The 23,319-nt window shown below is 60.8% G+C and carries 24 protein-coding genes; 13 read left to right on the top strand and 11 right to left on the bottom strand.

Translation table 11 applies throughout. The features are described from left to right. Positions 1–6: 6 nt before the first annotated feature. A complete protein-coding gene (gene pmbA, locus G5221_RS08510) occupies positions 7–1,350 on the bottom strand; it encodes a metalloprotease PmbA (protein WP_040068810.1) in 1,344 nt (447 codons plus the stop codon). Between the two features lie 114 nt (positions 1,351–1,464). On the opposite strand from pmbA, the gene yjgA reads away from it, so the two are divergent. Both yjgA and G5221_RS08500 read left to right on the top strand, forming a co-directional pair. Further along, positions 1,465–1,989 (top strand): ribosome biogenesis factor YjgA, encoded by a 525-nt coding sequence (yjgA, locus tag G5221_RS08505; RefSeq protein ID WP_005336359.1) that lies wholly within the window; start codon positions 1,465–1,467, stop codon positions 1,987–1,989. 391 nt (positions 1,990–2,380) lie between these two features. Further along, positions 2,381–3,163, top strand: a complete 783-nt coding sequence (locus tag G5221_RS08500) for a gamma-glutamyl-gamma-aminobutyrate hydrolase family protein (protein ID WP_421263100.1) — start codon at positions 2,381–2,383, stop codon at positions 3,161–3,163. Between the two features lie 12 nt (positions 3,164–3,175). Here the strand turns inward: G5221_RS08500 and G5221_RS08495 are convergent, their stop codons facing one another. Further along, positions 3,176–3,559, bottom strand: a complete 384-nt coding sequence (locus tag G5221_RS08495) for a hypothetical protein (protein WP_040069030.1) — start codon at positions 3,557–3,559, stop codon at positions 3,176–3,178. 145 nt (positions 3,560–3,704) lie between these two features. Here G5221_RS08495 and G5221_RS08490 point away from each other — a divergent pair, with 145 nt between their 5' ends. Together G5221_RS08490 and G5221_RS08485 are read left to right on the top strand one after the other, a co-directional pair. After that, entirely contained in the window at positions 3,705–5,231 is a 1,527-nt protein-coding gene (locus tag G5221_RS08490; RefSeq protein ID WP_421263099.1) for a mechanosensitive ion channel domain-containing protein, read from the top strand. A 45-nt stretch (positions 5,232–5,276) separates the two neighbouring features. Further along, the gene (locus tag G5221_RS08485; RefSeq protein ID WP_421263098.1) at positions 5,277–5,675 is read left to right on the top strand and encodes an STY0301 family protein; all 399 of its coding nucleotides are present in this window, start codon (positions 5,277–5,279) and stop codon (positions 5,673–5,675) included. A gap of 76 nt (positions 5,676–5,751) precedes the next feature. Here the strand turns inward: G5221_RS08485 and G5221_RS08480 are convergent, their stop codons facing one another. From G5221_RS08480 to lptM, 6 genes are all read right to left on the bottom strand, one after another. Beyond that, positions 5,752–6,462 carry an HAD-IA family hydrolase gene (locus G5221_RS08480; RefSeq protein ID WP_421263097.1) on the bottom strand — a complete coding sequence of 237 codons (711 nt, stop codon included), beginning with the start codon at positions 6,460–6,462 and terminating at the stop codon, positions 5,752–5,754. A gap of 32 nt (positions 6,463–6,494) precedes the next feature. Further along, positions 6,495–7,472 carry a tyrosine recombinase XerC gene (gene xerC, locus G5221_RS08475; RefSeq protein WP_421263096.1) on the bottom strand — a complete coding sequence of 326 codons (978 nt, stop codon included), beginning with the start codon at positions 7,470–7,472 and terminating at the stop codon, positions 6,495–6,497. Beyond that, on the bottom strand, positions 7,465–8,145 hold the full coding sequence (locus tag G5221_RS08470; protein ID WP_043821859.1) for a DUF484 family protein: 681 nt from the start codon (positions 8,143–8,145) through the stop codon (positions 7,465–7,467). Before G5221_RS08470 ends, xerC begins: the two co-directional genes overlap by 8 nt. Positions 8,146–8,236: 91 nt before the next feature. Further along, positions 8,237–9,067 (bottom strand): diaminopimelate epimerase, encoded by an 831-nt coding sequence (gene dapF / locus G5221_RS08465; protein WP_005336371.1) that lies wholly within the window; start codon positions 9,065–9,067, stop codon positions 8,237–8,239. Positions 9,068–9,252: 185 nt separating this feature from the next. Beyond that, positions 9,253–10,503 carry a diaminopimelate decarboxylase gene (gene lysA, locus G5221_RS08460; protein WP_139460894.1) on the bottom strand — a complete coding sequence of 417 codons (1,251 nt, stop codon included), beginning with the start codon at positions 10,501–10,503 and terminating at the stop codon, positions 9,253–9,255. Between the two features lie 32 nt (positions 10,504–10,535). Next, positions 10,536–10,712 carry an LPS translocon maturation chaperone LptM gene (gene lptM / locus G5221_RS08455; protein ID WP_323915137.1) on the bottom strand — a complete coding sequence of 59 codons (177 nt, stop codon included), beginning with the start codon at positions 10,710–10,712 and terminating at the stop codon, positions 10,536–10,538. Between the two features lie 73 nt (positions 10,713–10,785). Here lptM and cyaY point away from each other — a divergent pair, with 73 nt between their 5' ends. Together cyaY and G5221_RS08445 are read left to right on the top strand one after the other, a co-directional pair. Further along, positions 10,786–11,100 (top strand): iron donor protein CyaY, encoded by a 315-nt coding sequence (gene cyaY / locus G5221_RS08450; protein WP_069554181.1) that lies wholly within the window; start codon positions 10,786–10,788, stop codon positions 11,098–11,100. After that, the gene (locus tag G5221_RS08445; protein WP_421263095.1) at positions 11,097–11,750 is read left to right on the top strand and encodes an alpha/beta hydrolase; all 654 of its coding nucleotides are present in this window, start codon (positions 11,097–11,099) and stop codon (positions 11,748–11,750) included. The genes cyaY and G5221_RS08445 overlap by 4 nt, the downstream gene beginning before the upstream one ends. Positions 11,751–11,816: 66 nt before the next feature. On the opposite strand, the gene G5221_RS08440 is transcribed toward G5221_RS08445, so the two are convergent. Continuing rightward, positions 11,817–14,336, bottom strand: coding sequence for a class I adenylate cyclase (locus G5221_RS08440; protein WP_421263094.1), 2,520 nt, complete (start codon positions 14,334–14,336; stop codon positions 11,817–11,819). A 323-nt stretch (positions 14,337–14,659) separates the two neighbouring features. On the opposite strand from G5221_RS08440, the gene hemC reads away from it, so the two are divergent. Genes hemC through G5221_RS08420 form a run of 4 tightly spaced genes read left to right on the top strand, consistent with a single transcriptional unit; the run spans position 14,660 to position 18,540 of the window. Next, complete coding sequence (gene hemC / locus G5221_RS08435; protein ID WP_139478429.1) at positions 14,660–15,589, top strand: hydroxymethylbilane synthase; 930 nt, start codon at positions 14,660–14,662, stop codon at positions 15,587–15,589. Beyond that, positions 15,586–16,320, top strand: coding sequence for a uroporphyrinogen-III synthase (locus G5221_RS08430; protein WP_421263093.1), 735 nt, complete (start codon positions 15,586–15,588; stop codon positions 16,318–16,320). Before hemC ends, G5221_RS08430 begins: the two co-directional genes overlap by 4 nt. Beyond that, positions 16,317–17,366, top strand: a complete 1,050-nt coding sequence (locus G5221_RS08425; RefSeq protein WP_421263092.1) for a uroporphyrinogen-III C-methyltransferase — start codon at positions 16,317–16,319, stop codon at positions 17,364–17,366. Before G5221_RS08430 ends, G5221_RS08425 begins: the two co-directional genes overlap by 4 nt. A 10-nt stretch (positions 17,367–17,376) precedes the next feature. Beyond that, a complete protein-coding gene (locus tag G5221_RS08420; RefSeq protein ID WP_421263091.1) occupies positions 17,377–18,540 on the top strand; it encodes a heme biosynthesis HemY N-terminal domain-containing protein in 1,164 nt (387 codons plus the stop codon). Between the two features lie 70 nt (positions 18,541–18,610). Here the strand turns inward: G5221_RS08420 and G5221_RS08415 are convergent, their stop codons facing one another. Both G5221_RS08415 and glpX read right to left on the bottom strand, forming a co-directional pair. Further along, on the bottom strand, positions 18,611–18,862 hold the full coding sequence (locus G5221_RS08415; RefSeq protein ID WP_005336384.1) for a YkgJ family cysteine cluster protein: 252 nt from the start codon (positions 18,860–18,862) through the stop codon (positions 18,611–18,613). 134 nt (positions 18,863–18,996) lie between these two features. Further along, entirely contained in the window at positions 18,997–20,007 is a 1,011-nt protein-coding gene (gene glpX / locus G5221_RS08410; protein WP_005336386.1) for a class II fructose-bisphosphatase, read from the bottom strand. A gap of 218 nt (positions 20,008–20,225) precedes the next feature. Here glpX and G5221_RS08405 point away from each other — a divergent pair, with 218 nt between their 5' ends. The 3 genes from G5221_RS08405 (at position 20,226) to G5221_RS08395 (ending at position 23,240) form a co-directional block, all read left to right on the top strand. After that, positions 20,226–21,287 carry a porin gene (locus tag G5221_RS08405; protein ID WP_421263090.1) on the top strand — a complete coding sequence of 354 codons (1,062 nt, stop codon included), beginning with the start codon at positions 20,226–20,228 and terminating at the stop codon, positions 21,285–21,287. Positions 21,288–21,407: 120 nt separating this feature from the next. Then, positions 21,408–22,328 carry an ABC transporter substrate-binding protein gene (locus G5221_RS08400; protein ID WP_216952722.1) on the top strand — a complete coding sequence of 307 codons (921 nt, stop codon included), beginning with the start codon at positions 21,408–21,410 and terminating at the stop codon, positions 22,326–22,328. 33 nt (positions 22,329–22,361) lie between these two features. Continuing rightward, positions 22,362–23,240: an EamA family transporter gene (locus G5221_RS08395; RefSeq protein ID WP_421263089.1), complete on the top strand. Its 879-nt coding sequence runs from the start codon at positions 22,362–22,364 to the stop codon at positions 23,238–23,240. The last annotated feature ends 79 nt before the right edge of the window (positions 23,241–23,319 follow it).

The following is a 23,319-nucleotide window of genomic DNA, read 5'->3' as shown; positions in this document are numbered from 1 at the left end:
CGGCGATCAGTGACCCGCCAGCTTCATATTCTCTACCAGCACCGAGCCGGTCTTGAGACTGGAGCGCTCATCCTCGTCACGACCTACCGCCACGATATGGCTGAACATCTCGGCCAGATTGCCGGCGATGGTGATCTCCTCGACCGGATAGGCTATTTCGCCATTCTCGACCCAGAAACCGGCGGCGCCGCGGGAGTAATCGCCATTGACGATATTGACCCCCTGTCCCATCAGCTCGGTCACCAGCAGACCGGTGCCCATCTCTTTCAGCATGCCCTGAAAATCCTGGCCGGTATTGGAGACCTGCCAGTTGTGGATGCCACCGGCGTGACCCGTGGTGGTCAACCCCAGCTTGCGGGCAGAGTAGGAGGTAAGCAGCCAGCTCATCAGCTCGCCGTTACGGATGATATCCATGTCGCGGGTACGCACCCCTTCCCCATCAAACGGAGTACTGGCGAGCCCGCCAAGCAGGTGGGGGAACTCCTGAATGGTGAGCCACTCTGGCAGGATCTGCTTGCCCAATTTGTCGAGCAGGAAGCTCGACTTGCGATAGAGGTTGCCGCCACTGATCGCCATCACCAGATGGCCCCACAGACCGGAGGCTGTGTCAGGGTGGAACAGCACAGGCGCATGACGGGTAGAGATCTTGCGGGCGCCGAGGCGGGAGACGGTACGCTCCACTGCCTCATCGGCGATGCGCTGCGGGCTCCAGAGCCCGTCGAGGGTACGGCTGGAGGAGTAGCCGTAATCACGCTGCATATCGCCATCCTGCTCGCCGATCAGCACGCAGCTCAGCGAGTTGCGCGACGCCGCATAACCTTTGACGAAGCCGTGGCTGTTGCCATAGACCTTGATGCCAAGATGGCTGGAGAAACCGGCACCGTCGGAGTGCTTGATGCGGGCATCGCGGCCCAGAGCGAGTCGCTCGCACTCGATGGCCAGCTCGATGCCGCGCTGGGGATCCAGTTCGATTTGGTGGCACAGTTGCAGGTCGGGGGCATCCCAGGCCAGCAGCTCGGCGTCCGCCAGACCGGCGCAATCATCCGCAGAAGTGTGGCGGGCAATCTCGATGGCCGCTTCAACGGCGGCGCGAATGGCGGGTTTGCTCAGATCGGTGGTCGAGGAAGATCCCTTGCAACCATCGCGATAGACGGCGATGCCGAGGGCGCCATCTTTATTGAATTCAATGCTTTCCAGTTCACAACCCCGGGTGTTCACCGACAACCCGGTCTGCTTGCTGATGGAGACTTCGGCCAGCGAGGCGCCCAGTCCTTTGGCTATCTCCAGGGCTTCGGCAACCACGGCCTCGAGATGGGCTTGATCCTGGCGGATTTGGTCTTGCTGATCCATAACTCACATCTGTATGAAAGAAGGAAAGGGGGGTAAGCATATCAGACCCCTGCGCCCAGCGGGAGAAGCTGGTAACATATCCGCCAAACGTGAATGACAGGAATCAAGAGACCGATGAGTCAATATCAAGACGACAACGAGTTCGAAGACTGGGGCCCCAGCAAGAGCCAGCTCAAGCGCGATGCCGAAGCATTGCAGAAAATGGGGGAAGAGATCGTCTCCCTCAGCCACAGCGAGCTGGAAAAAATCCCGTTGGATGAAGAGCTTGCAGAAGCTGTCGAGCTGGGTCGCAAACTCAAGCCGAAGAAGGATGAGTCCTTCCGTCGCCATCTGCAGTTCATCGGCCGCCTGATGCGCAGCCGCGATATCGAGCCGATTGCCGAAGCGCTCTCCATCATCAAGAACCGTCACTCCACCGTGAATGCCCGCCTGCATCGGCTGGAGCAGTGGCGAGAGCGCCTGATCACCGAAGGTGACAGCGCCCTCAACGAGCTGATGTCCCAGTTCCACGAGCTGGATCGCCAGAAGCTGCGCCAGCTGATCCGCTCCGCCAACAAGGAGCGGGAGCTGAACAAGCCGCCGGTCGCCTACCGCGAGATGTACCAGTATCTGCGCGGCGAGATCGAAGACCTGCTGTGACCCCAGAAACACGCCTCCCCTCGGGGAGGCGTGCTTCTATTGATGCCTTCTCCCCTCTCCCCGCCATCCCTGCGCGTTTAATATATCCACCATTTTGCTACCCCAGCCATAACGGCCCATCTCAACAGCCCCGTTAAATCGCCGCTTCAGAGCAGACCAAAACAGATGCGTTAACAATTTGGTATCATTTTGTTTGACATATTGAACGGCCTTGGCAGACTGAAGAGAGGATCCAGGCTGTCGCTGCCCAGGCTGACCAACGATTCTGCCACCCGGCCCGACGCGGGATCCCATGACCATGCCTTGAGGCATGCCCTTGCCCTGCCGGTTTGCAAGGGCCTGCCCAAGGCGCAGGATGAGACTTCAACGCCAAGGATAATCAAGGTGCCCTATGCCAAATCCCCAGCCTCCCGCCACCCGTAAACCTGTCGTGCTGATGACCATGGGCGCCCAGCCCCGCAACGGCCACGCCTATCAGGTGATGACCCACAAATACATCATGCCGCTGGTGGAGATAAGCGGCTGCGTCCCGCTGCTGGTACCCACCTGCTGCGGCACCGCCGATCTGGAGCAGTATCTGGATCTGGCTGACGGCATCTATCTGAGCGGCGCCGGCTCCAACATCGACCCGGCCCTCTACGGCCAGGAGAACCTCACGCCAGAAAAACAGCAAGACAGGGATCGCGACCTGTTCGATCTGCCCCTCATCAAGGGGGCGCTCGCCCGTGGCTTGCCGATCCTCGGTATCTGCCGCGGCATGCAGGAGATCAACGTGGCGCTGGGGGGAGACATCCATCAGAAGGTCTATAACGAGCCGGGTTATGACGATCACCGAGAGGATGCCGACGATCCGGTCGACGAGCAGTATGGGCCGAGTCATCAGATCAAACTGCTGCCGGGCAACTGGTTTGCCGAGCTGATGGGGGAAGAACAGATTCCAGTCAACTCCCTGCATGGGCAGGGCATCAACCGGTTGGGGAATGGTCTGGAGCCGTTGGCCCACGCAGAAGATGGGCTGATCGAGGCACTTCATGCTCCCGCACTGTCACCCTTTTTGCTGGCAGTACAGTGGCATCCGGAGTGGAAAGCCAATGAAAACCCCCACTCCATCAAGATCTTTCAAGCCTTTGGCGATGCCTGCCGCCAACGCAGTGCATTGATGGCAGCGAGTTAACCCCTCATCGATTCAGTCGCCAAACCCGCGCGCCTTGAGCTTGGGCAGCCCACCCCGCTCGGGGCGCAGGGTACGGCAGATATCCATCCCCTTGAGCCCGCGCTGGATATGATCAGGCGAATGGCCAAACACCATGCCGTTGCTGCGGTAGAGGTTGTTGTCATCCAGCTCGAACTTCTCGCCACCGATCAGCAACTGCTCGCGGCCATTGACCGTGTCGCCCCGCTTGATGGGCACCTTCATATCACTCAGCACCTCGCCGGTGGCACACCCCTCGCGCCAGCGCGCCTCGCTGGAGAAGGGGGTAATGGCTATTTCACGCCAGGAGCCATCCCGGAATTCGACCCGATACTTCTCGGCCAGCAGGTCGCAGCCCGCCAATGGCAACAGGGCCATCAAACAGATGATTTTCTTTGAAAATTTCACTCAATCGCACTCCTTTGCCCGGTTCTGCACAGGATAAATAAATTGCCGCCCCAACGCACCATTTCCCCGCGCCGCAGCAGCTATGCTGGAAATAAAACCACAATAAGGTGCTGCTATGGCTGGCGAAAACCTCACCGCGCTACCGACGCTGATCTGGATTGGCGAACACCCGTTCTGGACCCAGCTCACCCTCTCCCTGATGCTGATCCACTTCTGGCGCCGTCCGGGACAGCGACGGGAGCTGCTCTCCGAGCTCAGTTTCGTGATGATTAGCGCAGTAGTGATCCTGCTGATCCAGCTGGAAGGGGGCTGGTTCAAACTGCCGCTGCCCCATCAATTGCTGATCGAGATCTCCACCCTGCTGGCGGGCCTGATATTGGTAAAAGTGTGGGGGATACTGCTGTTCGAATTTCTTCTGCCCCTCTGCCAGATCCGCATCCCGCGGATCATCGCCGATATCGTCATCACCATCGGCTATATCGGCTGGGGTCTGTTTCGCCTCTACGCCTCCGGCATGGCGCTCGGGGAGATAGTCACCACCTCGGCGGTGATCACCGCGGTCATCGCCTTCGCCATGCAGGACACCCTGGGCAATCTGCTGGCCGGGGTCTCCATTCAGCTCGACAACTCCATCGCCATCGGGGACTGGCTGCAAGTGGACACCACCCAGGGCCGGGTAGTGGAGATCAACTGGCGTGCTACCACCATCGAGACCCGCAACTGGGAAACTGTGGTCATCCCCAACAGTCATCTGCTCAAACAGCGCTTCACCGTGCTCGGGCGTCGCCGTGGCGAGCCGCTGCAGTGGCGACGCTGGGTCTGGTTCGATCTGACCCTGGATACCCTGCCGACCCAGATCATCGCCCTGATCGAGAAATCCCTGCGGGAGACCAAGCTCCCCTGCGTCGCCAAGCATCCGCAACCGGATTGCCTGCTGATGAATGTCGAGGGGGGGATTGCCCGTTATGCGGTGCGCTACTGGCTGACCGATCTGGCTCGCGACGATCCGACCGACTCCATGGTACGCAGCCTGATCGATGCCGCCCTGCGTCGCAACGATCGCCGCCTCACCCCGCCGATCTTCAATGTCTTTATGGCCAAGGAGAAGCAGCACCTGGATGCCCGCCACAAACGCCACACGGTCGAACGCACCGCGACCCTGCGCAAGCTGCCGCTGTTTGCCATGTTGCAGGAGGATGAGCTGATCAGACTGGCGGACCAGGTGAAGTTTGCCCCCTTTGTCAGCGGTGACATCATGCTGGAGCAGGGAGAGGTCTCCAGCTGGCTGTTCGTACTGGTCAAAGGTGAAGCCGAGATGCTGATTAATCTGGAAGGGAAAGAGTTGAAACTGGGCACTCTCGGCGCAGGTGACTTCTTCGGGGAACTGAGCCTGCTCACCGGCGAACCCAGTACCTTCACCGTGCGGGCGGTGGCCACCGTCGAAACCTATCGCATCAATCAGGCAATGTTTCAGGAGCTGGTGATGCAGCGCGAGGCGCTGGTCGAGCCCCTCTACCGGGTGCTGAGCGACCGTCAGCAGGAGCAACAGGCACTGCTGGAACGAGAGGCAGAGTCAATGAAACGGCCACCACAACAGCTTGATCTGCTTGATAAACTGATGAAGCTGTTCGGGGGCAGATGACGTAGCATGGCATCTTGTTGAGGACGTGAAGAGAGAACAGCAGCCATGTTACTGACAACCCTGGCCCTTGCCGCCAGCCTGCAATTTGATTGTCCTGCCACCATCGAGGCTCGCCAGCAGCTGCTGACCCCGCAGCAGGGCTGGCAGGCCGTGACCCGCAACGACAACGGCAAACCTGGCGAGCGCCTCACCCATCGGCTGGATCGTCTCTCCCTGTTTGACGGAAATCCCGATGAGCGGGTTCAGCTCAAACCGGATAATGGCGACAGCGACGAGATCCACTACTGGAGCCAGCTCGATGGCAGCCTGCGCCCACTCTATCTGGTCTGCCGCTATCAGAACAGCGCCATCACCCTGCAGCAGGCGCTGCCCGTCGGCATCAGTTACTGCCGCGTCAACCAGCGCGACCGCTACACCCTGCTCGGGCTGGTTTGTCGCAAATAGCGGGCGTAACCCCTTGCCATATATCGCTATTCGATGACAGCCATTACCGCCTGAGCCGGGCCACCCGCCAGCGCCATCAGAGCAGCAGCTCAGCCAGATCCTCCAGAGCCGTCAGCTCCACGTCCGGCAACAGTTGCAGCTGTTGCCACGGTTGCTGCCGTTCGTTGAGCCAGGCGGCGCGAAAGCCGTGCAAACGGGCCCCCAGCACATCGGTCTCGGGATGATCCCCCACATGGAGGATCCGCTCCGCAGGCAGCTTGAGGGCACTGCGGGTCTGCTCAAACATATCCGGCGCCGGTTTCATTCTGGCGCCCGCCCCCGCCTTGCAGACCAGCGTGAAGTAGCGATCCAGCCCGGCCTGAACCAGATCCAGATTACCGTTGGTGATGACCACCAGCGGGTAGCGTTCGGCCAATCTGGCCAGCAGCTGATGAGTGGACTCGCTCACATCGATCTTCGAGCGCTCTGCCAGAAACGCAGCAAAGACCTGCTCCGCCTCGCGACTGGCCTGCTGGTCGGCCATCCCCCCCTCGACCATGGCGGCGCGGATGGTCTGCTGGCGCGCCAGGCTGACATCGTGGCGCAGCCCGGGGTTGGCCAGCAACACAGCGCGTTTTAGCTCCAGCCAGCGTGGCTTGTCGAGCATGGCTGTCGCCAGATATTCGCTGCGCAGATGGTTCAGCATCCACTGCTCGGCCCGCACGATGGCGGGGCCGTTGTCATAGAGGGTGTCATCGAGGTCAAACGAGATGGCAGCAACCGGCTGCCAGCGGCGATAGAAGTGCATGGACTCTCCTCTGCAACGGGGCTCAGGGCCCGTTATTCATCGTCCTGCGCATCCGGGTCACGCTTGGCCCTGGGGTGGGCGCTGTCGTAAACCTTGGCCAGATGCTGGAAGTCGAGGTGGGTATAGATCTGGGTGGTAGAGAGGTCGGCATGTCCCAGCAGCTTCTGTACCGCCCGCAGATCGCCGGAGGACTCCAGCATATGGGTGGCGAAGCTGTGGCGCAGCTTGTGGGGATGGACGTGGGCGTTGAGCGCCTGCTTGTTGCCCCAGCCATCGAGGCGGGCCTGCACCGAGCGGGCCGACAGCCGCTGCTTGCGACTGGAGACAAACAGTGCCTCGCTCTCGTCCCCGGCCAGCAGCGGGCGCACCTTGAGCCACTTCTGCAGCCACTCGACCGCCATCCGGCCGATGGGCAGCACCCGCTCCCGCGAGCCCTTGCCGGTCACCTTGAGCTGGCGGTCGTCGAGCTTCAGATCCACCAGATTGATCCCCACCAGCTCGGCCAGACGCAGCCCTGAGGAGTACATCAGCTCCATGATGGCGCGATCCCGCACCGCCAGCGGATCCTGCTCGTCGGTGATGTTGAGCAGCTGGTGCATCTCGTCCACATCGAGGTTTTTCGGCAGCGGCCGCCCCTGTTTGGGGGTGACGATGCCACGGGCCGGATTGGCGGTCAGCCGCCCCTGTCGCACCTGCCAGTCGCAAAAGCTGCGCAGGGCCGAGACCTTGGTGGAAAGGGAACGAGGAGCAAGGCCCGCCTTGTGCATCCGGGTCACCAGAGTGCGCACCTGACTCGCCTCGAGCCGACCCCAATCAGTGAGCCCGAGGGCCACCAGCTCGGCGGTCATCGCCTCCAGATGGGCTTGATAGTTATTGCGGGTATGAGGGCTGAGCTGACGCTCGACCCTCAGGTATTCGATAAAGGCCGCCAGCTCTTCCGCCAGTGCCGCGGGCAGTGGCGGTGCGATGACGGGTGCTTTGGCAGGCGCCCTGGCCGGTGTTCTAGCCATGAGTCAACTCGGGCAGACGCAGTTGCAGCAGGCGCCCCAGTTGGCCCAGTAGCAGGGTGTCGTTGTGGGGAGTAAAGTGGCCGGGATCCGAGCTGGCGAAGGCCAGCACGCCGAGATCGCCGAGCCGCATCAGGGCCACCGAGTTGACCAGCACATCGTGGCCAAACAGCGCCTGCTTCTCGCTCTGGCTCAGGCGGCCAAAGTAGTAATCCTGCCCCGGCAGACGTTGACCCAGCAGGGATTCGAGCTGCTTGCCCTGCGCCAGAAAGCGCTGCTCGGGCCCGCTCAGGGTAAACTTCTTGGGATTGAGCCAGAGCCGCAGCCCGGTCAGGCGCAGCCGCTGGACAAAGGCCTTGCCCATCACGGCACTCACCTCGAACAGGGTCTGGCAACCGTACAGCTCGCCGTAGAGATCGGCATAGACCCGGAAGATCCGCTCGTTCTCGCTGGCGATCCCCATCAATTCGGTGATCTCCTGCTCCAGCTGTTCGATCCGCTCGCGCTGACGCTCCAGCTGGCGCTCGACCAGCGAGACCGACCCTTTGCGTTCATGGGGAATGCGGATCCGGTCCAGCACGGCGGCATGGCGTTGGAAAAACTCGGGATAACGGGCCAGGTACTCCAGCACAGTGGCTTCATCCACCGATTGCTCCTGCCGTTTGAGTTCGCTCATAAATTGGTTGATCCATCAGAGAAATGGGGCTTGCTGCCCCGACATCATGGGCAAAGGGGGCCAGCGCCCCCCGTACCTGAACCTTTATCGGCTAAACCTCTATCTGGCCGTCAAACACATGCTCGGCGGGACCTGTCATATAGACCGGCTGGCCCGGCCCCTTCCAGGCGATGGTCAGCTTGCCGCCCGGCAGGCTGACGGTGACCCGCTCCTTGAGCTTGCCCTGACTGATGCCAATCACCGCCGCCGCACAGGCACCGGTGCCGCAGGCCAGGGTCTCGCCACAGCCCCGCTCGAATACACGCAGCTTGATCTCGGTGGCATTGACCATCTCCATGAATCCAACGTTGACCCGCTCGGGAAAACGCTCGTGGCGCTCCATAATGGCACCGAGCGTCTCGACCGGTGCATCGGCGACCGAAGGCACCTCGATGACGCAGTGGGGATTGCCCATGGAGACCACGCCACACATCACGGTATGCTCCTGCGCCCGCAGCAGATAGGTTTTCTCTGCCTTCTGGGCCCGGAACGGGATCTTGCCCGGCTCAAACTGGGGCACACCCATGTTGACCGTGACCTGGTTCTCCCCCTCCAGCTGCAACACGATGCGACCCCGGGCGGTACTGACCGCGATGCGATCCCGGTTGATCAGCCCCTTGAGACGCACGAAACGGGCAAAACAGCGGGCGCCGTTGCCGCACTGCTCCACCTCGCTGCCATCGGCATTGAAAATGCGATAGTGAAAGTCGAGTTCAGGGTCATAGGGCGGCTCCACCAGCAGCAGCTGGTCAAAGCCGATCCCGAAGTGGCGATCTGCCAGCTTCTTGATGACGTCATTGCTGAAAAATACCTTCTGGGTGACGCCATCCACCACCATGAAGTCGTTGCCCAAGCCATGCATCTTGGAAAAATCTATCAACATCGTGCATTCCTGTGCTGTTAGGGCTGTAAAAACTCACCGAACCAAGGGTCGCCAAGCGCCATGAAGTCGTTGTCCAAAGCCCCATGCACCCTGGAATAATCTATCCACATCGTGCATTCCTGTGCTGTTAGGGCTGTAAAAACTCACCGTCAACCGTTATGAAATCATTGTCCCAGCCTGCGCCATCAGGGCAGCAGGTGCTCACCGCGCCAGAGATCGGCCAACTGCTCACGCTCGCGGATCAGGTGCGCCTTGGCACCATCCACCAGCACTTCGGCTGCGCGCGGACGGGTGTTGTAGTTGGATGACATGGTAAAGCCGTAGGCTCCGGCCGAACGCACCGCCAGCAGGGAGCCCTCGGCAATGGCCAGGGTGCGCTCCTTGCCGAGGAAGTCGCCGGTCTCGCACACCGGGCCCACCACGTCATAGAGCGCGGGAGCATGGCCGGCACGGCTATCCACCTCGATGATGTTCATCCAGGCGCCGTAGAGCGAAGGGCGCAGCATGTCGTTCATGCCGGCATCGATCAGCGCGAAGTTGCGGGTCTCGCCCGGCTTCAGGTACTCGACCCGGGTCAGCAGCACGCCGGCATTGGCGACGATGGCGCGGCCCGGCTCGAACAGCAGGGTCAGATCCCGGCCCGCCAGCTTCTGCTTCAGCGCTTCGGCATACTCGGTCGGATGGGGTGGCTGCTCGGAACCGTAGTTGACCCCCAGACCGCCGCCCACGTCCAGATGGTGGATATGAATCCCTTCCGCCGCCAGACCGTCGATCAGCCGCAGCAACTTGTCAGCCGCTTCCATAAAGGGATTTAATTCAGTGAGTTGCGAGCCGATATGGCAATCGACCCCGACGATCTCGATGTTCGCCATCGCGGCCGCCTTGCGATAGATGGCTGGCGCCAGCTCGATGGGGATGCCGAACTTGTTCTGTTTGAGGCCAGTGGAAATATAGGGGTGAGTACCGGCATCGATATCCGGATTGACCCGCACCGAGACGCGAGCCTTCTTGCCCATGCTGCCCGCCACCCGATTGAGGCGCTCCAGCTCGGCTTCCGACTCCAGATTGAAGCAGAGGATCTCTTTATCCAGCGCAAGGCGCATCTCCGCTTCGCTCTTGGCGACCCCGGAGAAAACCACCTTGGCCGGATCACCACCCGCCGCCAGTACCCGCGACAGCTCGCCACCGGAGACGATGTCAAACCCCGAGCCCAGACGGGCCAGCAGGTTGAGCAGCGCCAGATTGGAGTTGGCCTTCACCGCATAGCAGATCAGATGGGGAATATCGCCAGCGGCCTTGTCGAAGGCGTGCCAGTGGCGCTCGAGGGTCGCACGGGAGTAGACGTAAAGCGGGGTACCGTACTGCTCGGCAAGCTGTTGCAGCGAGGTTTGCTCGGCCTGAAGCTGGCCGTCGGCGTCGTAGTTAAAGTGATCCAAGGGGGCGGTTCCTTCCTAGAATGGGTGCGGCATTAGTGCGGCGCGGCCTCGGTGGCAGCCTCAGTGGTCGCAGGCGGTGCTGCTTGCGGTGTACTCTGGCTCTGTGGCTGCTCGGGGGGCGGCATATAGAGCGGCCCCTTCAGACCGCACGCGGCCAGCCCGAGGGACAGAAAAGTGGCAAGCAGACACTTGGTGAACTGAGTGATCATAATGGTTCGCTGCGAAAAAATTTTTGGCCCTCTATAATCGCACTCACATTGTTAAAAGCAACAGGATAAACCGATGAAGGATCACGAGTATCACGCCCTGACAGACGCCTTTTTCCAATATGTGGAAGACACGCTCGACGAGGGGTATCCGGATATCGACTGCGAACGCAACGGCGGCGTATTGACCCTCTCTTTCGAGAACAAGACCAAGGTCATCATCAACAAGCAGGAGCCACTGCACCAGATTTGGGTCGCCACCCGCGAGAACGGCTTCCACTTCGAACTGCAGGGTGACACCTGGATCGACAACCGCTTCGGCCACGAGCTCAAGGCGCTGCTGAGCCAATCCTGCACCGCCCAGGCGGGCGAAGAGGTGGTGTTCCCATGATTGACCTGCACCCGCAGGGCGCCCGTCATGCGGTGATCTGGCTACACGGGCTGGGTGATTCCGGCGCCGGTCTCGCCCCACTGGTGGACGCGCTGGATCTGCCCGCCGACTTGTCGGTGCGTCACCTGTTGCCGGATGCGCCGGAGCGCCCCATCACCATCAACATGGGCTACAAGATGCGCGGCTGGTACGACATCAGGAGCTTCGAGGATCCCGCCGAGCGGGCCGTGGAGTCCCATGTCCGTGAATCAGCCGACCAGATTGCCGCATTGCTCGATCAGCTGGTGGCCGACGGGTTTGCCCCCGAGCATATCGTGCTGGCAGGTTTCTCACAGGGCGGGGTAATTGCCTCCTTCACCGCGCTGCGCTATCAGGCAACGCTGGCGGGCCTGCTCTGCATGTCCACCTATCTGGCAGCTCCCGACAAATTGCTCGGCGAGATGAGCGAGGCCGCTCGCACCCTGCCCATCTGCTACATGCACGGCATCTATGACGATGTGGTGAGCCTGTCGCTCGGTTGGGATGCCAAGAACCGGCTGGAAAGCGCCGGACTCGCCCCCGAGTGGCACGAGTACCCGATGCGTCACGAGATCTGCCGTCCGCAGCTCGGCGACACTCGCAGCTGGCTGCTGGCCCGCCTCGGCGCGTGAGCCCTTCCGGCAAAGCAAACGGCCTGCATCTGCAGGCCGTTTTTTATGGCGATTCCAACTGACGGGTCAGCCCACTTCCCGAGTGGGCGGCACCTGTTCGCGCAGAGTGCCCTGACTGCGATAGGGGATCACATCCAGCTCGCCATTCACCTGTACTATCTCGTAGTACTGGGGCAGGTTGAAGTTGATGAACTGGCCGTCATCACTGAACCGCTCGTGATTGGAGGTATAGAAGCGGTTGACCCCCGCCACCAGCTCATCCTTGTTGCCGGCGAAGTGCTGGTAGATCTCCACCCGGTTTGCCTCATCGAGGATATAGATGTTGGTGCCCGCATCACGGGTATCGAAGAAGAACTGCACCAAGCCTTCGCTGGCGTAGGCATCGACGATGCTCGGCAGATGCTGGCTGTGGGTCTTGTCGAGCCGCAGCGGCAGGTGATCCAGCTTGTTGTGGGAGATGTGACGGTAAAAATCGATGGCGTTTTCCAGCTTCTTCACCGACACCCCGCGCCGCTCGAAGAAGATGCCGTACTTCTCGCGGCCAAGGGCCATGGTCTTGACCAGCTGTTGCTTGTCGCGGGCAAGGCGCAGGTCGATACACTCCGCCACCAGCGTCTGGAAGCGGGAGCGCACCAGAGAGCGGAAGTGCTGGCTGTAGCAGAACACCTCGATCATCTCGGGGGCGGCAGCATCCTGATGCATCTTGCCGAGGATGGTGGTGAGGGCATCGACCACGGCTTCATCCCCTTGGAAGTGCAGGGTACGGATCTCGCTCCAGGAGTTGCGATAGACCAGATCCACCGAGCCGACCAGACACTCCTGATTGCGACCAAACGAGAAGACATCCACGGTGTTGGCGTCAAATTCGATCACCTGACCGACCCAGTGACTGGTCGGGTCCATCTCCAGATTGAGGAAGATGGAGAGCTGACGGATCTCGCACGGCCGACTGAGGGCCAGGTTGGTGGCCAGCGGGTACTTCTCGGGGAAGCAGCCGGAGAGATCGCGGCAGAACTGGTGCAGATTGTCGATGTGCAGATCCGAGCCCTGATTGAACAGGTGCACCCGCGACTGGGGGGTCAGCAGATCGTTGAAGTAGGCCCAGGAGACCAGCTTGCTGATGTAGCCGTTGAACTCGAGCGGCGCGCGACCAATGATGTCCACCGGCTCCAGCGAATGTTTGTAGAGATACCAGCCGGCGCGGTTGAGGCGACCGTGGGGCACCTGCACGAAGCTAAGGTCGGGCTCGCTCAGATCCGGCGCGATCTTGAGGTTCACCCGCTGCACCTTGCCCGGCAGGCTCTCGAACGCGGCGTATAGTTTACGCGACAGGATGCCGATATCTTCCGGGTTGATCGACTCGCTGATGTTGTTGCGACGGGCGAACTGGATCAGGTTGCGGTAGCTCTGCATCAGGGCCTCCAGCAACTCGGCATGGGCGATCTTCACCTCCTCGACCTTCCACTCGTGGCGATGATCGAGGTGGTACAGTTTATCCTGGCTCCAACCCCAGTAGGAGACCAGTTGGCTCATCTGCTCGCGGCGCCACTCGGGAGAGTGATCATCCTTGGGATGACTGAGGCCATCGCACACCTTGAGGTAGAAGCAGCGGCGCACCAGATCGAGTCGCGCCATGTCGCCGATGGACTTGAGGTAATTGGTCACCTTGTCCAGCATCAGACAATAGTTGTCGAGCCGGTAGTGCATCCCCTCGTTGTGCTGAAACCAGTCGCGGCTGATCATCGATAGCAACCGGGTGTTGGGGTACTCGTGGGAATAAGCCTCCATCAGCACCGACTTGAGCACCGCCTTATAGGGGGAATCGATCCCCTTGTAGAGCTGCCACAGGGCAGAGCCGAAATACTCCTCCGCCGGAATCCGGTCAAAACTGCCGAGATCGAGCCAGTCATCCTGCCTGAGCTTGCCACTCTCGAACAACCCGTTCACATAGTCGTCGTAGTGATCATCACACTCGACAGGAACCAGATACCAGATGAGTCGCTTACCGGCGATGCGCATGGCGCTGCGGTAGAACTCGTCAAGCAGCAGCAGGTGCTGGGCGCTGCCACAGCTCTCTCCCTGCATCTCGGCATCGTTGGTCTGGCGGAACTTGTCTTCGGGGATCAGGAAGAAGTTGAGGTCGACCCCGCGCTGCTCCGCCCACTTGGAGAGCAACCGGCACTTCTGCTCCAGCAGGGCGAGCCGCTCCTGCGACAAGCCAGCCACGTGGCAAACCCAGATATCGAGATCGGAGTGACAGCACTGGCCGATGGAGGAGGTGCTGCCCATGGAGTAGAGCCCCTGAATGGCTCGATCATGGGTTGCTAGGCCGCTCTGACAGTTGGCGTTGCGACAGAGGTCATCGATAAAGGCTTGCTGCTCGGCGCTGGCGCTGAAGCTCCAGATGCCATGAGGAACATCACCGGAGACATAACCGGGGAGCAGGGGGTGATTGAAGTGCAGCATGACGGGCAGCAGTTGGAATACCTGCTGCCCGTAGCGACTCATGAGACCTAACGCCCGTTGCGTCTTGAGACGGGTAATGTCGTCATAACGCGCAACCAGCGTATCGATGTGTTCCTGCAATGCCCTGCCTATCACCTAAGTGAAAATGACGCACCAAAAGAGGGATACGTCAAAAAAGTGTGATCATGTTAACAATGCAAACAGCGGTGGTAAACAAGCCTTCAGCTAAACACCAGATTATTTCTGGTATGACCACATCAAGTATCAGGGGAAATCATTAAATTCCAATACATTCAATGAATTAATCAACACAAATTGCTTAATGAAAATCATTTTCAGCATGCATTTTTGAGCTTGGCCCCGCTTTTGCCGGCTCCGCCATGAAAGCCCGGGCAAAGGGTGGTAATATCGATTTCCTTCTAAAAATGAAACAACTGATTGATATGGCAGCCCGAACCCTGAAAATTGCCACTCGCAAGAGCCCGCTGGCCCTGTGGCAGGCCAACTTTGTCAAAGACCGGCTCGAAGCCCTGCACCCACAGTTGCAGGTCGAACTGGTGCCCATGAGCACTCAGGGTGACAAGATCCTCGATACCCCGCTGGCCAAGGTCGGTGGCAAGGGATTGTTCGTCAAGGAGCTGGAGACCGCCATGCTGGAAGGACGGGCCGATATCGCCGTTCACTCCATGAAAGATGTGCCGGTGGAGTTCCCCGAGGGACTTGGTCTGCACACCATCTGCGAGCGGGAAGATCCCCGCGACGCCTTCGTCTCCAACCGATTCAAGGCTATTGCCGAACTGCCGCAAGGGGCCGTGGTCGGCACCTCCAGCCTGCGCCGCCAGTGCCAGCTGCGCGCCGCCCGCCCGGATCTGGTGATCCGCGACCTGCGCGGCAACGTCAACACTCGCCTCGCCAAGCTGGATGCCGGTGAGTACGACGCCATCATCCTCGCCGCCGCCGGTCTGAAACGACTGGAGATGGCGCATCGCATCACCGCTTTTATCGAGCCGGAACAGAGCCTGCCCGCCAACGGTCAAGGCGCCGTCGGCATCGAATGCCGCCTCGACGATACTGAGCTGCACGCTCTGCTGGCGCCGCTGGAGCACGCCGAGACCCGCGCCCGGGTGCTGACCGAACGCGCCATGAATCGCGCCCTGCAAGGGGGATGTCAGGTGCCTATCGGTGCCTACGCACTGGTCGACGGCGAGCAGATCTGGCTGCGCGGTCTGGTGGGCAGCCCGGATGGCAGCCAGGTAATCCGTGACGAGATCCGCGGCCCGCTGGCCGATGGTGAGGCCCTCGGCGAGCAACTGGCCCAGCGCCTGCTTGCCGCCGGTGCCGACGAGATCCTCGCCGAGGTCTACCGCGCATGACCCCGCTGGTGGTGCGTCCGGCCGCCCAGGCCGCCGAGCTGGTGCAGTTGCTGCGCCAGCACGGCCATGCACCGCTCTGCTGCCCGCTGCTGGAAACCGTGGCGGGCAGCGAACTCCCTCTCCTGCCCAACCTGTTGCGCAGTGCTGACGCGGTTATCGCCGTCAGCATCCATGCCGTTCATTTTGCACACGATTTTCTGTTGCAAACTGGTCAGACCTGGCCACATATTGAGTACTTTGCGGTGGGTCAGGCCAGCGCAGATGCGTTTGCAGCCATCGGCATCACGGCAAGTTGCCCGGATGACCCGCGTAGCGAAGGGCTACTGGCCCTGCCCGCCCTGCAGCAGGTAGCAGACAAACGGGTACTGATCCTGCGCGGCAATGGCGGGCGGGATCTCATCGCCAGCACACTGGTCTCACGCGGTGCTCTGGTGCACTATTGTGCGGCCTATGAGCGCCACTACCCCGAGCTGGATGGGGAGACATTAACCCGCCACTGGCAGGCAGCTGGGCTGGACAGCCTGCTCATTACCAGTGGTGAACTGCTGCAACGGCTGCTGGAGCTGGTTCCCGACCACCAGAGGCCCTGGCTTTTTGACCGCCTGCTGGTGGTCCCCAGCCCGCGCGTGGCCGAGATGGCCCACTCCGCGGGCTTTATCCATATCACGATTGCCCAAGGTGCATCCAACCAGGCCCTGACGGCCGCACTGGAACTGAGGAAGATGGAATGACAGAACAACAAGAATCCCAGGTAAAACCCCAGCCGACCGCTGCGGTCAATGGCAGCAAGAGCCGCTCCGGTGCCGTACTGGGAGGGATCGCCATCCTGCTGGCCCTTGGCCTGACCGGCGGTCTCTATCTGCACGGTCACAAGAATGCCGTTGCCCAGCAGGCCGAACTGGCCCAGCTCAAGCAACAGCTGGCGAGCGCCCTGAGCAAGATCGACCAGACCAGCAGCAAGGATGCCGAGCAGCTGGCCGCGCTGGCTCAAACCCAGCAGCGGCTGCAGGGGGAGATGCAGGGTCTGCAGAACCGGGTACTGGATCTCAACGACAAGCGCCCCAACGACTGGATGCTGGCCGAATCCGAGTATCTGGTACGAATGGCGGGCCGCAAGCTGTGGCTGGAGCATGACCTCGTCTCCGCCATCACCCTGCTCGGCAACGCTGACGAGCGCATCGCCGCCCTCAACGACCCCAGCCTGATGCCGATCCGCAAGGCGCTGGCCGAGGATATCGCCAAGCTCAAGGGCATGCCGCGCATCGACCGCGAGGGGCTGACCCTCAAGCTGGCTGCCCTGTCCGACCAGATCGAGCTGCTGCCCCTCTCCACCGTCAGCATGCCGGAAGCCAAGGCCGAGCCGGATCAAGCGGTCAGCACCAATCCCGACGAGTGGGAGAGCAACCTGAAGAAGAACTGGGTCAAGTTCACCGAGAACTTCGTCACCATCCGTCGCCGCGATGGCGCGGTCGAGGCGCTGCTCTCGCCGCAGCAGGAGATCTTCCTGCGTGAAAACCTCAAAACCAAGCTGTTGCAGGCCCAGCTCTCCGTCTATCGCGAGCAGCAGGCGCTCTACGAAGACAGCTTGGACAAGGCCCAACGCTGGCTGACCCAGTATTTCGACACCGACAACAGCGCCACCCGCTACATGCAGGGCGAGATCGACAAGCTAAAGGGTGAGCAGATCCAGATCGACTATCCGGCCCAGTTCAAGACCCAGGCCATGCTGGAGCAGGTGCTGACCGAACGCCTGCAACGCATTCTGGCCAGCAGCTGAGGAGGGCACCATGATCCGTATAATCATTCTGGTTGCCGTGATGGTCGCAGGGCTGATCTTTGGCCCGCAAGCCTCCGGTAACAAGGGCTATGTGCTGATTGCCCTTGGCAATTACACCATCGAATCCTCCGTCACCAGCGCGGTGATCCTGGCCGTGCTGTTCTACGGCGCCCTGCTGATCGTCGAGTGGCTGCTGGGACGGGTATTCGGCCTGCGCCGCAAGACCCTCGGCTGGTACGGCTCGCGCCGCCGCCGCAAGGCCAATCAACAGACCATCGCCGCCACCCTGGCGATGGCCGAAGGGCACTACAGTCAGGCTGAAAAGCTGATGATCAAGGGGGCCAGCAACAGCGACACCCCGCTGCTCAACTACCTGAGCGCCGCCAAGGCGGCACAGGCCCGTGGTGACGACGCCCGCCGGGATCAATACCTGCAAAAAGCGCAGGAGGAGAACCCCAAGGCAGAGCTGGCGCTCACCCTGACCCAGACCCAGCTGCAGATCGAGCAGGGCCAGTACGATACCGCGCTGGCGATGCTGGAGTCGGTCTACGCCCTCAACCCGCGCCACCCCATGGTGCTGGATCAGCTGCGTCAGGTGCATCTGGCCCGTCAGGACTGGAGCGCCCTGTGCGACCTGATACCGGCGCTGCACAAGGTGGGCAAGCTGACCCCGAAACAGGAAGAAGATCTGCTGCAACAGGCCTGGTGTGGTCGCCTGCAACAGGCTGCAGGCAGCCTCGAGACCCTCAAGGCGGTATGGCAGGATCTGCCGCGTAAGCTGCGCCTTGAGCCAGAACTGCTGGCCTGCTACGGCGATCTGCTGCGCCAGCTGGGCGCCGATGGCGAGGCCGCCACCCTGTGGCAGGAAGCGCTGCGCAAACAGCCGATGCCCCAGTTGCTGGCTCGCCTGCCCAAGCTGAAACTCGACAGCTACCAGCCGCTGCTGGCGCTGCTGCAAAAGCAGCAGGGGCAACCGGAAGTGGACACCGCACTGGCCCAGCTCTATCTGCTGGCCGGTCAGCTGGACGATGCCCAGAAGCTGCTGGAACAGGAGGTGGAGCGGGCGCCGAGCGCCGCCGCCTATCACGCCCTCGGCCAGCTGATGGACAAGCGCCGCCTCACCAACAAGGCCAACGAATACTATCGTCAGGCACTGGAGCTGGCGGGGATCTGATCCCCGGCGAAAAGAAACGCGAGAGGCCGCATGATGCGGCCTCTTTTTTTATCTTTTCGCCCTGCCCTCGTCAGGTGGTGAGCCGCTCCAGCTCGCCGATCAGCCAGATGGCCTCGGCGCGATGGCTGCCACACACATCCATCATGGGGCGAAAACCGCCGCACACCGCCGGCCGCTCCGGTTGACCGAAAATCTTGCAGCCAAGGGCGCTATCGAGCTGGATACAGGGGACACCTGCCGGTTTGCCATCTGGCATACCGGGAATGGCACTGCTGATACTGGGGGCGATGCAACAGGCCGCGCAGCCACTACGACACTCCATAGACTCCACTCCTTTGAGACGGTCTGAACCACCATAGCCGAAGCGGCGGCACAAACGTAGCTGGCGCACAAGAAAAAGCCCGACCGCACGGGCGATCGGGCTTCAGACAACACAGCCGGTTCAGCGAGCCATCATCACAGGATGATATCGCGTACCACGCTGTCTTTGCGCTCAAGGTAATGGATCGACTTGATACGGCGAATGGTGCGCGACTTGCCACGGATCAACAGAGTCTCGGTGGTCGCCATCACGCCATCGCTGGTGATGCCATCCAGCAGATCACCCTTGGTGATGCCGGTGGCGGAGAAGATGACGTTGTCATTCTTCGCCATGTCTTCCAGCTTGAGCACCTTGTTCACATCGATACCCAGCGCTTCGCAGCGGGCAATTTCCTGCTCGCCCAGCGCACGTACTTCTGGACTGTCGCCCTTGACGCGATGACGCGGCACCAGACGGGCCTGCATGTCGCCATCCAGCGCACGGATCACCGCCGCGGAGATCACCCCTTCCGGTGCGCCGCCGATGCCATACAGCATGTCGACTTCGCTGTCCGGCAGACAGGTGAGGATGGAGGCGGCAACGTCACCATCAGGAATGGCGAACACCCGCACGCCCAGACCCTGCATCTCCTTGATTGCCTTGTCATGACGTGGCTTGGCCAGGGTAATGACGGTCAGACGGGAGAGCGGCTTGCCCAGCGCCTTGGCCACGGACTTCAGGTTCAGCTCGAGAGCCTGATCCAGGTCGATGGCGCCTTTGGCCTTGGGCCCGACGATCAGCTTTTCCATGTACATGTCGGGCGCTTTCAGGAAAGAACCCTTGTCGCCCACCGCCAGCACGGCCAGCGCGTTGGCCTGACCCATGGCGGTCATGCGGGTACCCTCGATGGGATCGACCGCGATATCCACCGCGTCGCCGTGTCCGGTACCGACCTTCTCGCCGATATAGAGCATCGGCGCTTCATCAATTTCACCTTCGCCGATCACAATCTCACCATCGATCTCGATCTGGTTGAGAATGTGGCGCATGGCCGCTACGGCCGCCCCATCAGCGATATTCTTGTCACCACGTCCGAGCCACTTGTAGCCAGCCAGTGCAGCCGCTTCCGTCACTCGGGAAAACTCGATTGCCAGTTCACGTCTCATCGCATATCCAACCTATGGAGCTCGAAAACGGGCGGCATTCTACCACAAGGGCAAACCTTTGCGCACAAAAGTAGCTTCCAGGTGCATAAATGTAGCCAATTCATCCAATTGCAACCCAATTGCCATCGACTCTTCATCCAGTTGTCACCCCGCTGTCATGCATCTTCCCTAGGATGGCCCCGTCTTCAAAACAAAAGCTTGCAACACAAGGGATTAAGATGAAAAAGCTGACTGTAGTGGCACTGGGTCTGACAGCCGCCTTCCAGGCGCAAGCCGTTGAGGTGTATAAAAATGATACCGCCATGCTGGACCTGTATGGCCGCATCTACGCCGGTCAATTCTTCGGCGACAAGAAAGAAAACGTCGATACCGCCAACCCGAATGGCACCAAGGATTACAGCGCCAAGCAAGGGGCTAACCAGTTTGTCCGCTTCGGTGCCAAGGCCGAGACCCAGATCCAGAGCGGTCTGAAGGCGCTGGCCCAGTACGAAGTGCAGATGTACATCAACGACAGCGAGAAGACCATCAGCGAGAGCTCCGACAACCTGCGCACCCGTCTGGCCTTTGCCGGTGTGGGCGCTGACTGGGGTACAGTGACCTTCGGCCGCCAGAAAGGTGCCCCGGGTTTCCTGGCGGACTGGACTGATGTCTCCCTCTCCGACGGCTACGGTAACGAAGCGCTGGGTGCAAAAACCGACACCTTCGCCACCAACCGCGCCGGTTCCGTACTGAAATACTCCGGCCTGTTCAATGGCTTCCAGCTCGACACCAGCTACAAGTTCGACGGTGGTGACACCGAAGAGACTACCAGCAAGGATAGCGACGCGGCCTACGGAGCAGCCGTGGCCTATACCTTCCCTTTCAACCTGTCGCTGGGTACCGCCTATAACGTCGGCCTGCGCGACAAGAGCGGTGAAGAAGATGCAAAACTGTGGCTGATCTCCGCCAAGTTTGACAACAAGGCCGCCTACGCCGCCCTGAGTTATGCCGATGGCAGCGACTTCCTGGCGACCGGCACCGATCACACCGGTTGGGAAGCCGCGCTGGGCTACAACTTCGAGAATGGCTTCGGTCTGATGGCGCTGTGGAACAAACAGGAGCAGGACAAGGCTGGCACCAAGAAAGACAATGTGGATTACTACACCCTGGGAGCCCAGTACAAGTTCAACAAGAACCTGCGGGTGATTGGCGAGTACCGCATCAACAATCTGGACAGCGTTGCCGGCAAAGCGACCGCCAACAAGGATGACTTCCAGCTGGCTGCTCGCTACGACTTCTAATCGAGGTTTTCCGGATCCCAAAAGCGCGATGGCTTGCCATCGCGCTTTTTCGTCGCTGTTGCTCAGAAAACCACAAACTGGCCTAGGCTCAACAGTAGATGTATCGCCGGAGAGATGATCATGGTCAGGCTGCTTTTCGTCCTGCTCTTGCTGCTGGCTCTTCCCGCTCACGCCCTCAATATCGCCATGGTACTGTGGCGTGGCGAAACCGCCGCCGAGGCGGGCTTTCGGGCCGAACTGACCCGACTTGGCTATCAGACCACCATCACCGTCTACAATGCCAATCAGGATCGCACGGCGCTGGCGACCATGCTACGTCAGCAGATGCTGCCGAAACTGGCCGAATACGACTACATCTACACCTTCGGTACCACAGCCACCACCATGGCAAAGAGTTTGGTCGCCAATCGCAAGCCCATGATATTCAATGTGGTTTCAGATCCTGTCGGGGCAGGTTTTCTCTCGGAAGACAAAGCCCAGAACAGCATGGTGGCCGGGGTAAGCAATATGGTGCCGATGGCGCTGCAACTGGCCAATGCCAGCAAGTACCTCCCATCGGATAAGCGGCTGCTGCTACCCTTCAACCCGCGGGAGCAAAACACCCTGCTGGTGGCCGACATGCTGATCAACGCGGCCAAAGGCTACCAATGGCAAGTCGCAACCTGGCGTATAGCACCGGATCCAAAGCGACTGGAGAACGAGTTGAAGCGGCTGCAACAGGATGCCAAAAACGACATCGTCTTTCTGGCCGCAGACAGCTATCTGCTCTCCATCGCCCCCCGTTTGCTGAATGCACTCAACGCAGCTGCCATCCCTACCATCTGCAGTGCAGAGCTGTTCGTCGAGCACGGCTGCAGCGTTGGCACCATCAGCAGCTACGAGGCGCTGGGCAAGATGGCCGCAGTAATCATCCATCGCCACCAGCAGGGAACGCAGTTGCAGGATATTCCGCTGCAGACAGATCCCCACCCCAAACTGGTGCTGGGGCAACTGGGCAGCACCACCAAGCAGGAGAAGAACCCCGAGAAACCGAAGCTTTGATAAAGATCTCTGCCAATCAGGCTCCAGGCGGGTATGCTGTTGGCCCCCATCGCCCGAGAGCCTTTTCCCATGAGCACCACCGTCTTTTTTGCCGTTCTGCTGGCAGCCCTGCTTCACGCCAGCTGGAATGCGCTGGTCAAAATTGGCGAAGAGCGGCTGGTGGGGGTGTCACTGGTGGCGATCTTTTCAGGGCTTATCGCCGCCGTGGCGCTGCTGCCCATGGGACTTCCCTCTGCTGCCGAGCTGCCCTGGCTCGGCCTCTCAGTCCTGCTTCATATCGGTTACTGCCTGTTTCTCAGCCATACCTACAATCAGGGCGATTTTGGCCAGATCTATCCGCTAGCCCGTGGCAGTGCCCCGCTGCTTGCCATGGTGTTAAGTGCCCTGCTGCTGGGGGACTACCCCGGTTACGGCGGCATCGTCGGCGCCTGCGTGCTGATCATGGGGGTCTTGCTGATGGCCTGGCGAGGTGGGCAGCAGCGCCTTGACAGCAAGGCAGTTCGGGCGGCCCTGATCACGGCCATGTTTACGGCGACCTATACCCTCTCGGATGGAGCCGGCGCCCGCGCAGGGGGTGAACCGGTACGCTACACACTCTGGCTCTTTGCCTGCACCGGGCTGGCGATGCTGCTGGTGCTGATCGTCCACCAGAAACGCAACGCATGGCGCCAGATCCGTCGCCATGCGATGGCGGGAATGGCAGGAGGTGCCATGTCACTGCTCGCCTACGGGATTGTTATCTGGGCCATGACCCAAGCCCCCATTGGCGTGGTCGCGGCTCTGCGCGAAAGCAGTGTGCTGTTTGCCATGCTGCTCTCGGTCTGGCTGCTGAAAGAGCCGCTCGGGCGCATGCGGCTGACGGCGGCGGCCATTATCACCGGCGGCGTGCTGCTGACCCGGCTGGGAGGATAAGCGCTGTCGCCATTGGTGCAGATTTATCTGACAGGATGGCGTAATTCACTCCGCCAAATATGCCGAATACCAATAATGG

Origin of the sequence: Aeromonas sp. 602200 (assembly GCF_049173895.1) — a bacterium.
Lineage (GTDB): Bacteria > Pseudomonadota > Gammaproteobacteria > Enterobacterales > Aeromonadaceae > Aeromonas > Aeromonas veronii_A.
Note: the sequence above shows the minus strand (reverse complement) of the source record. Positions and strands in the feature narration are given on the sequence as shown.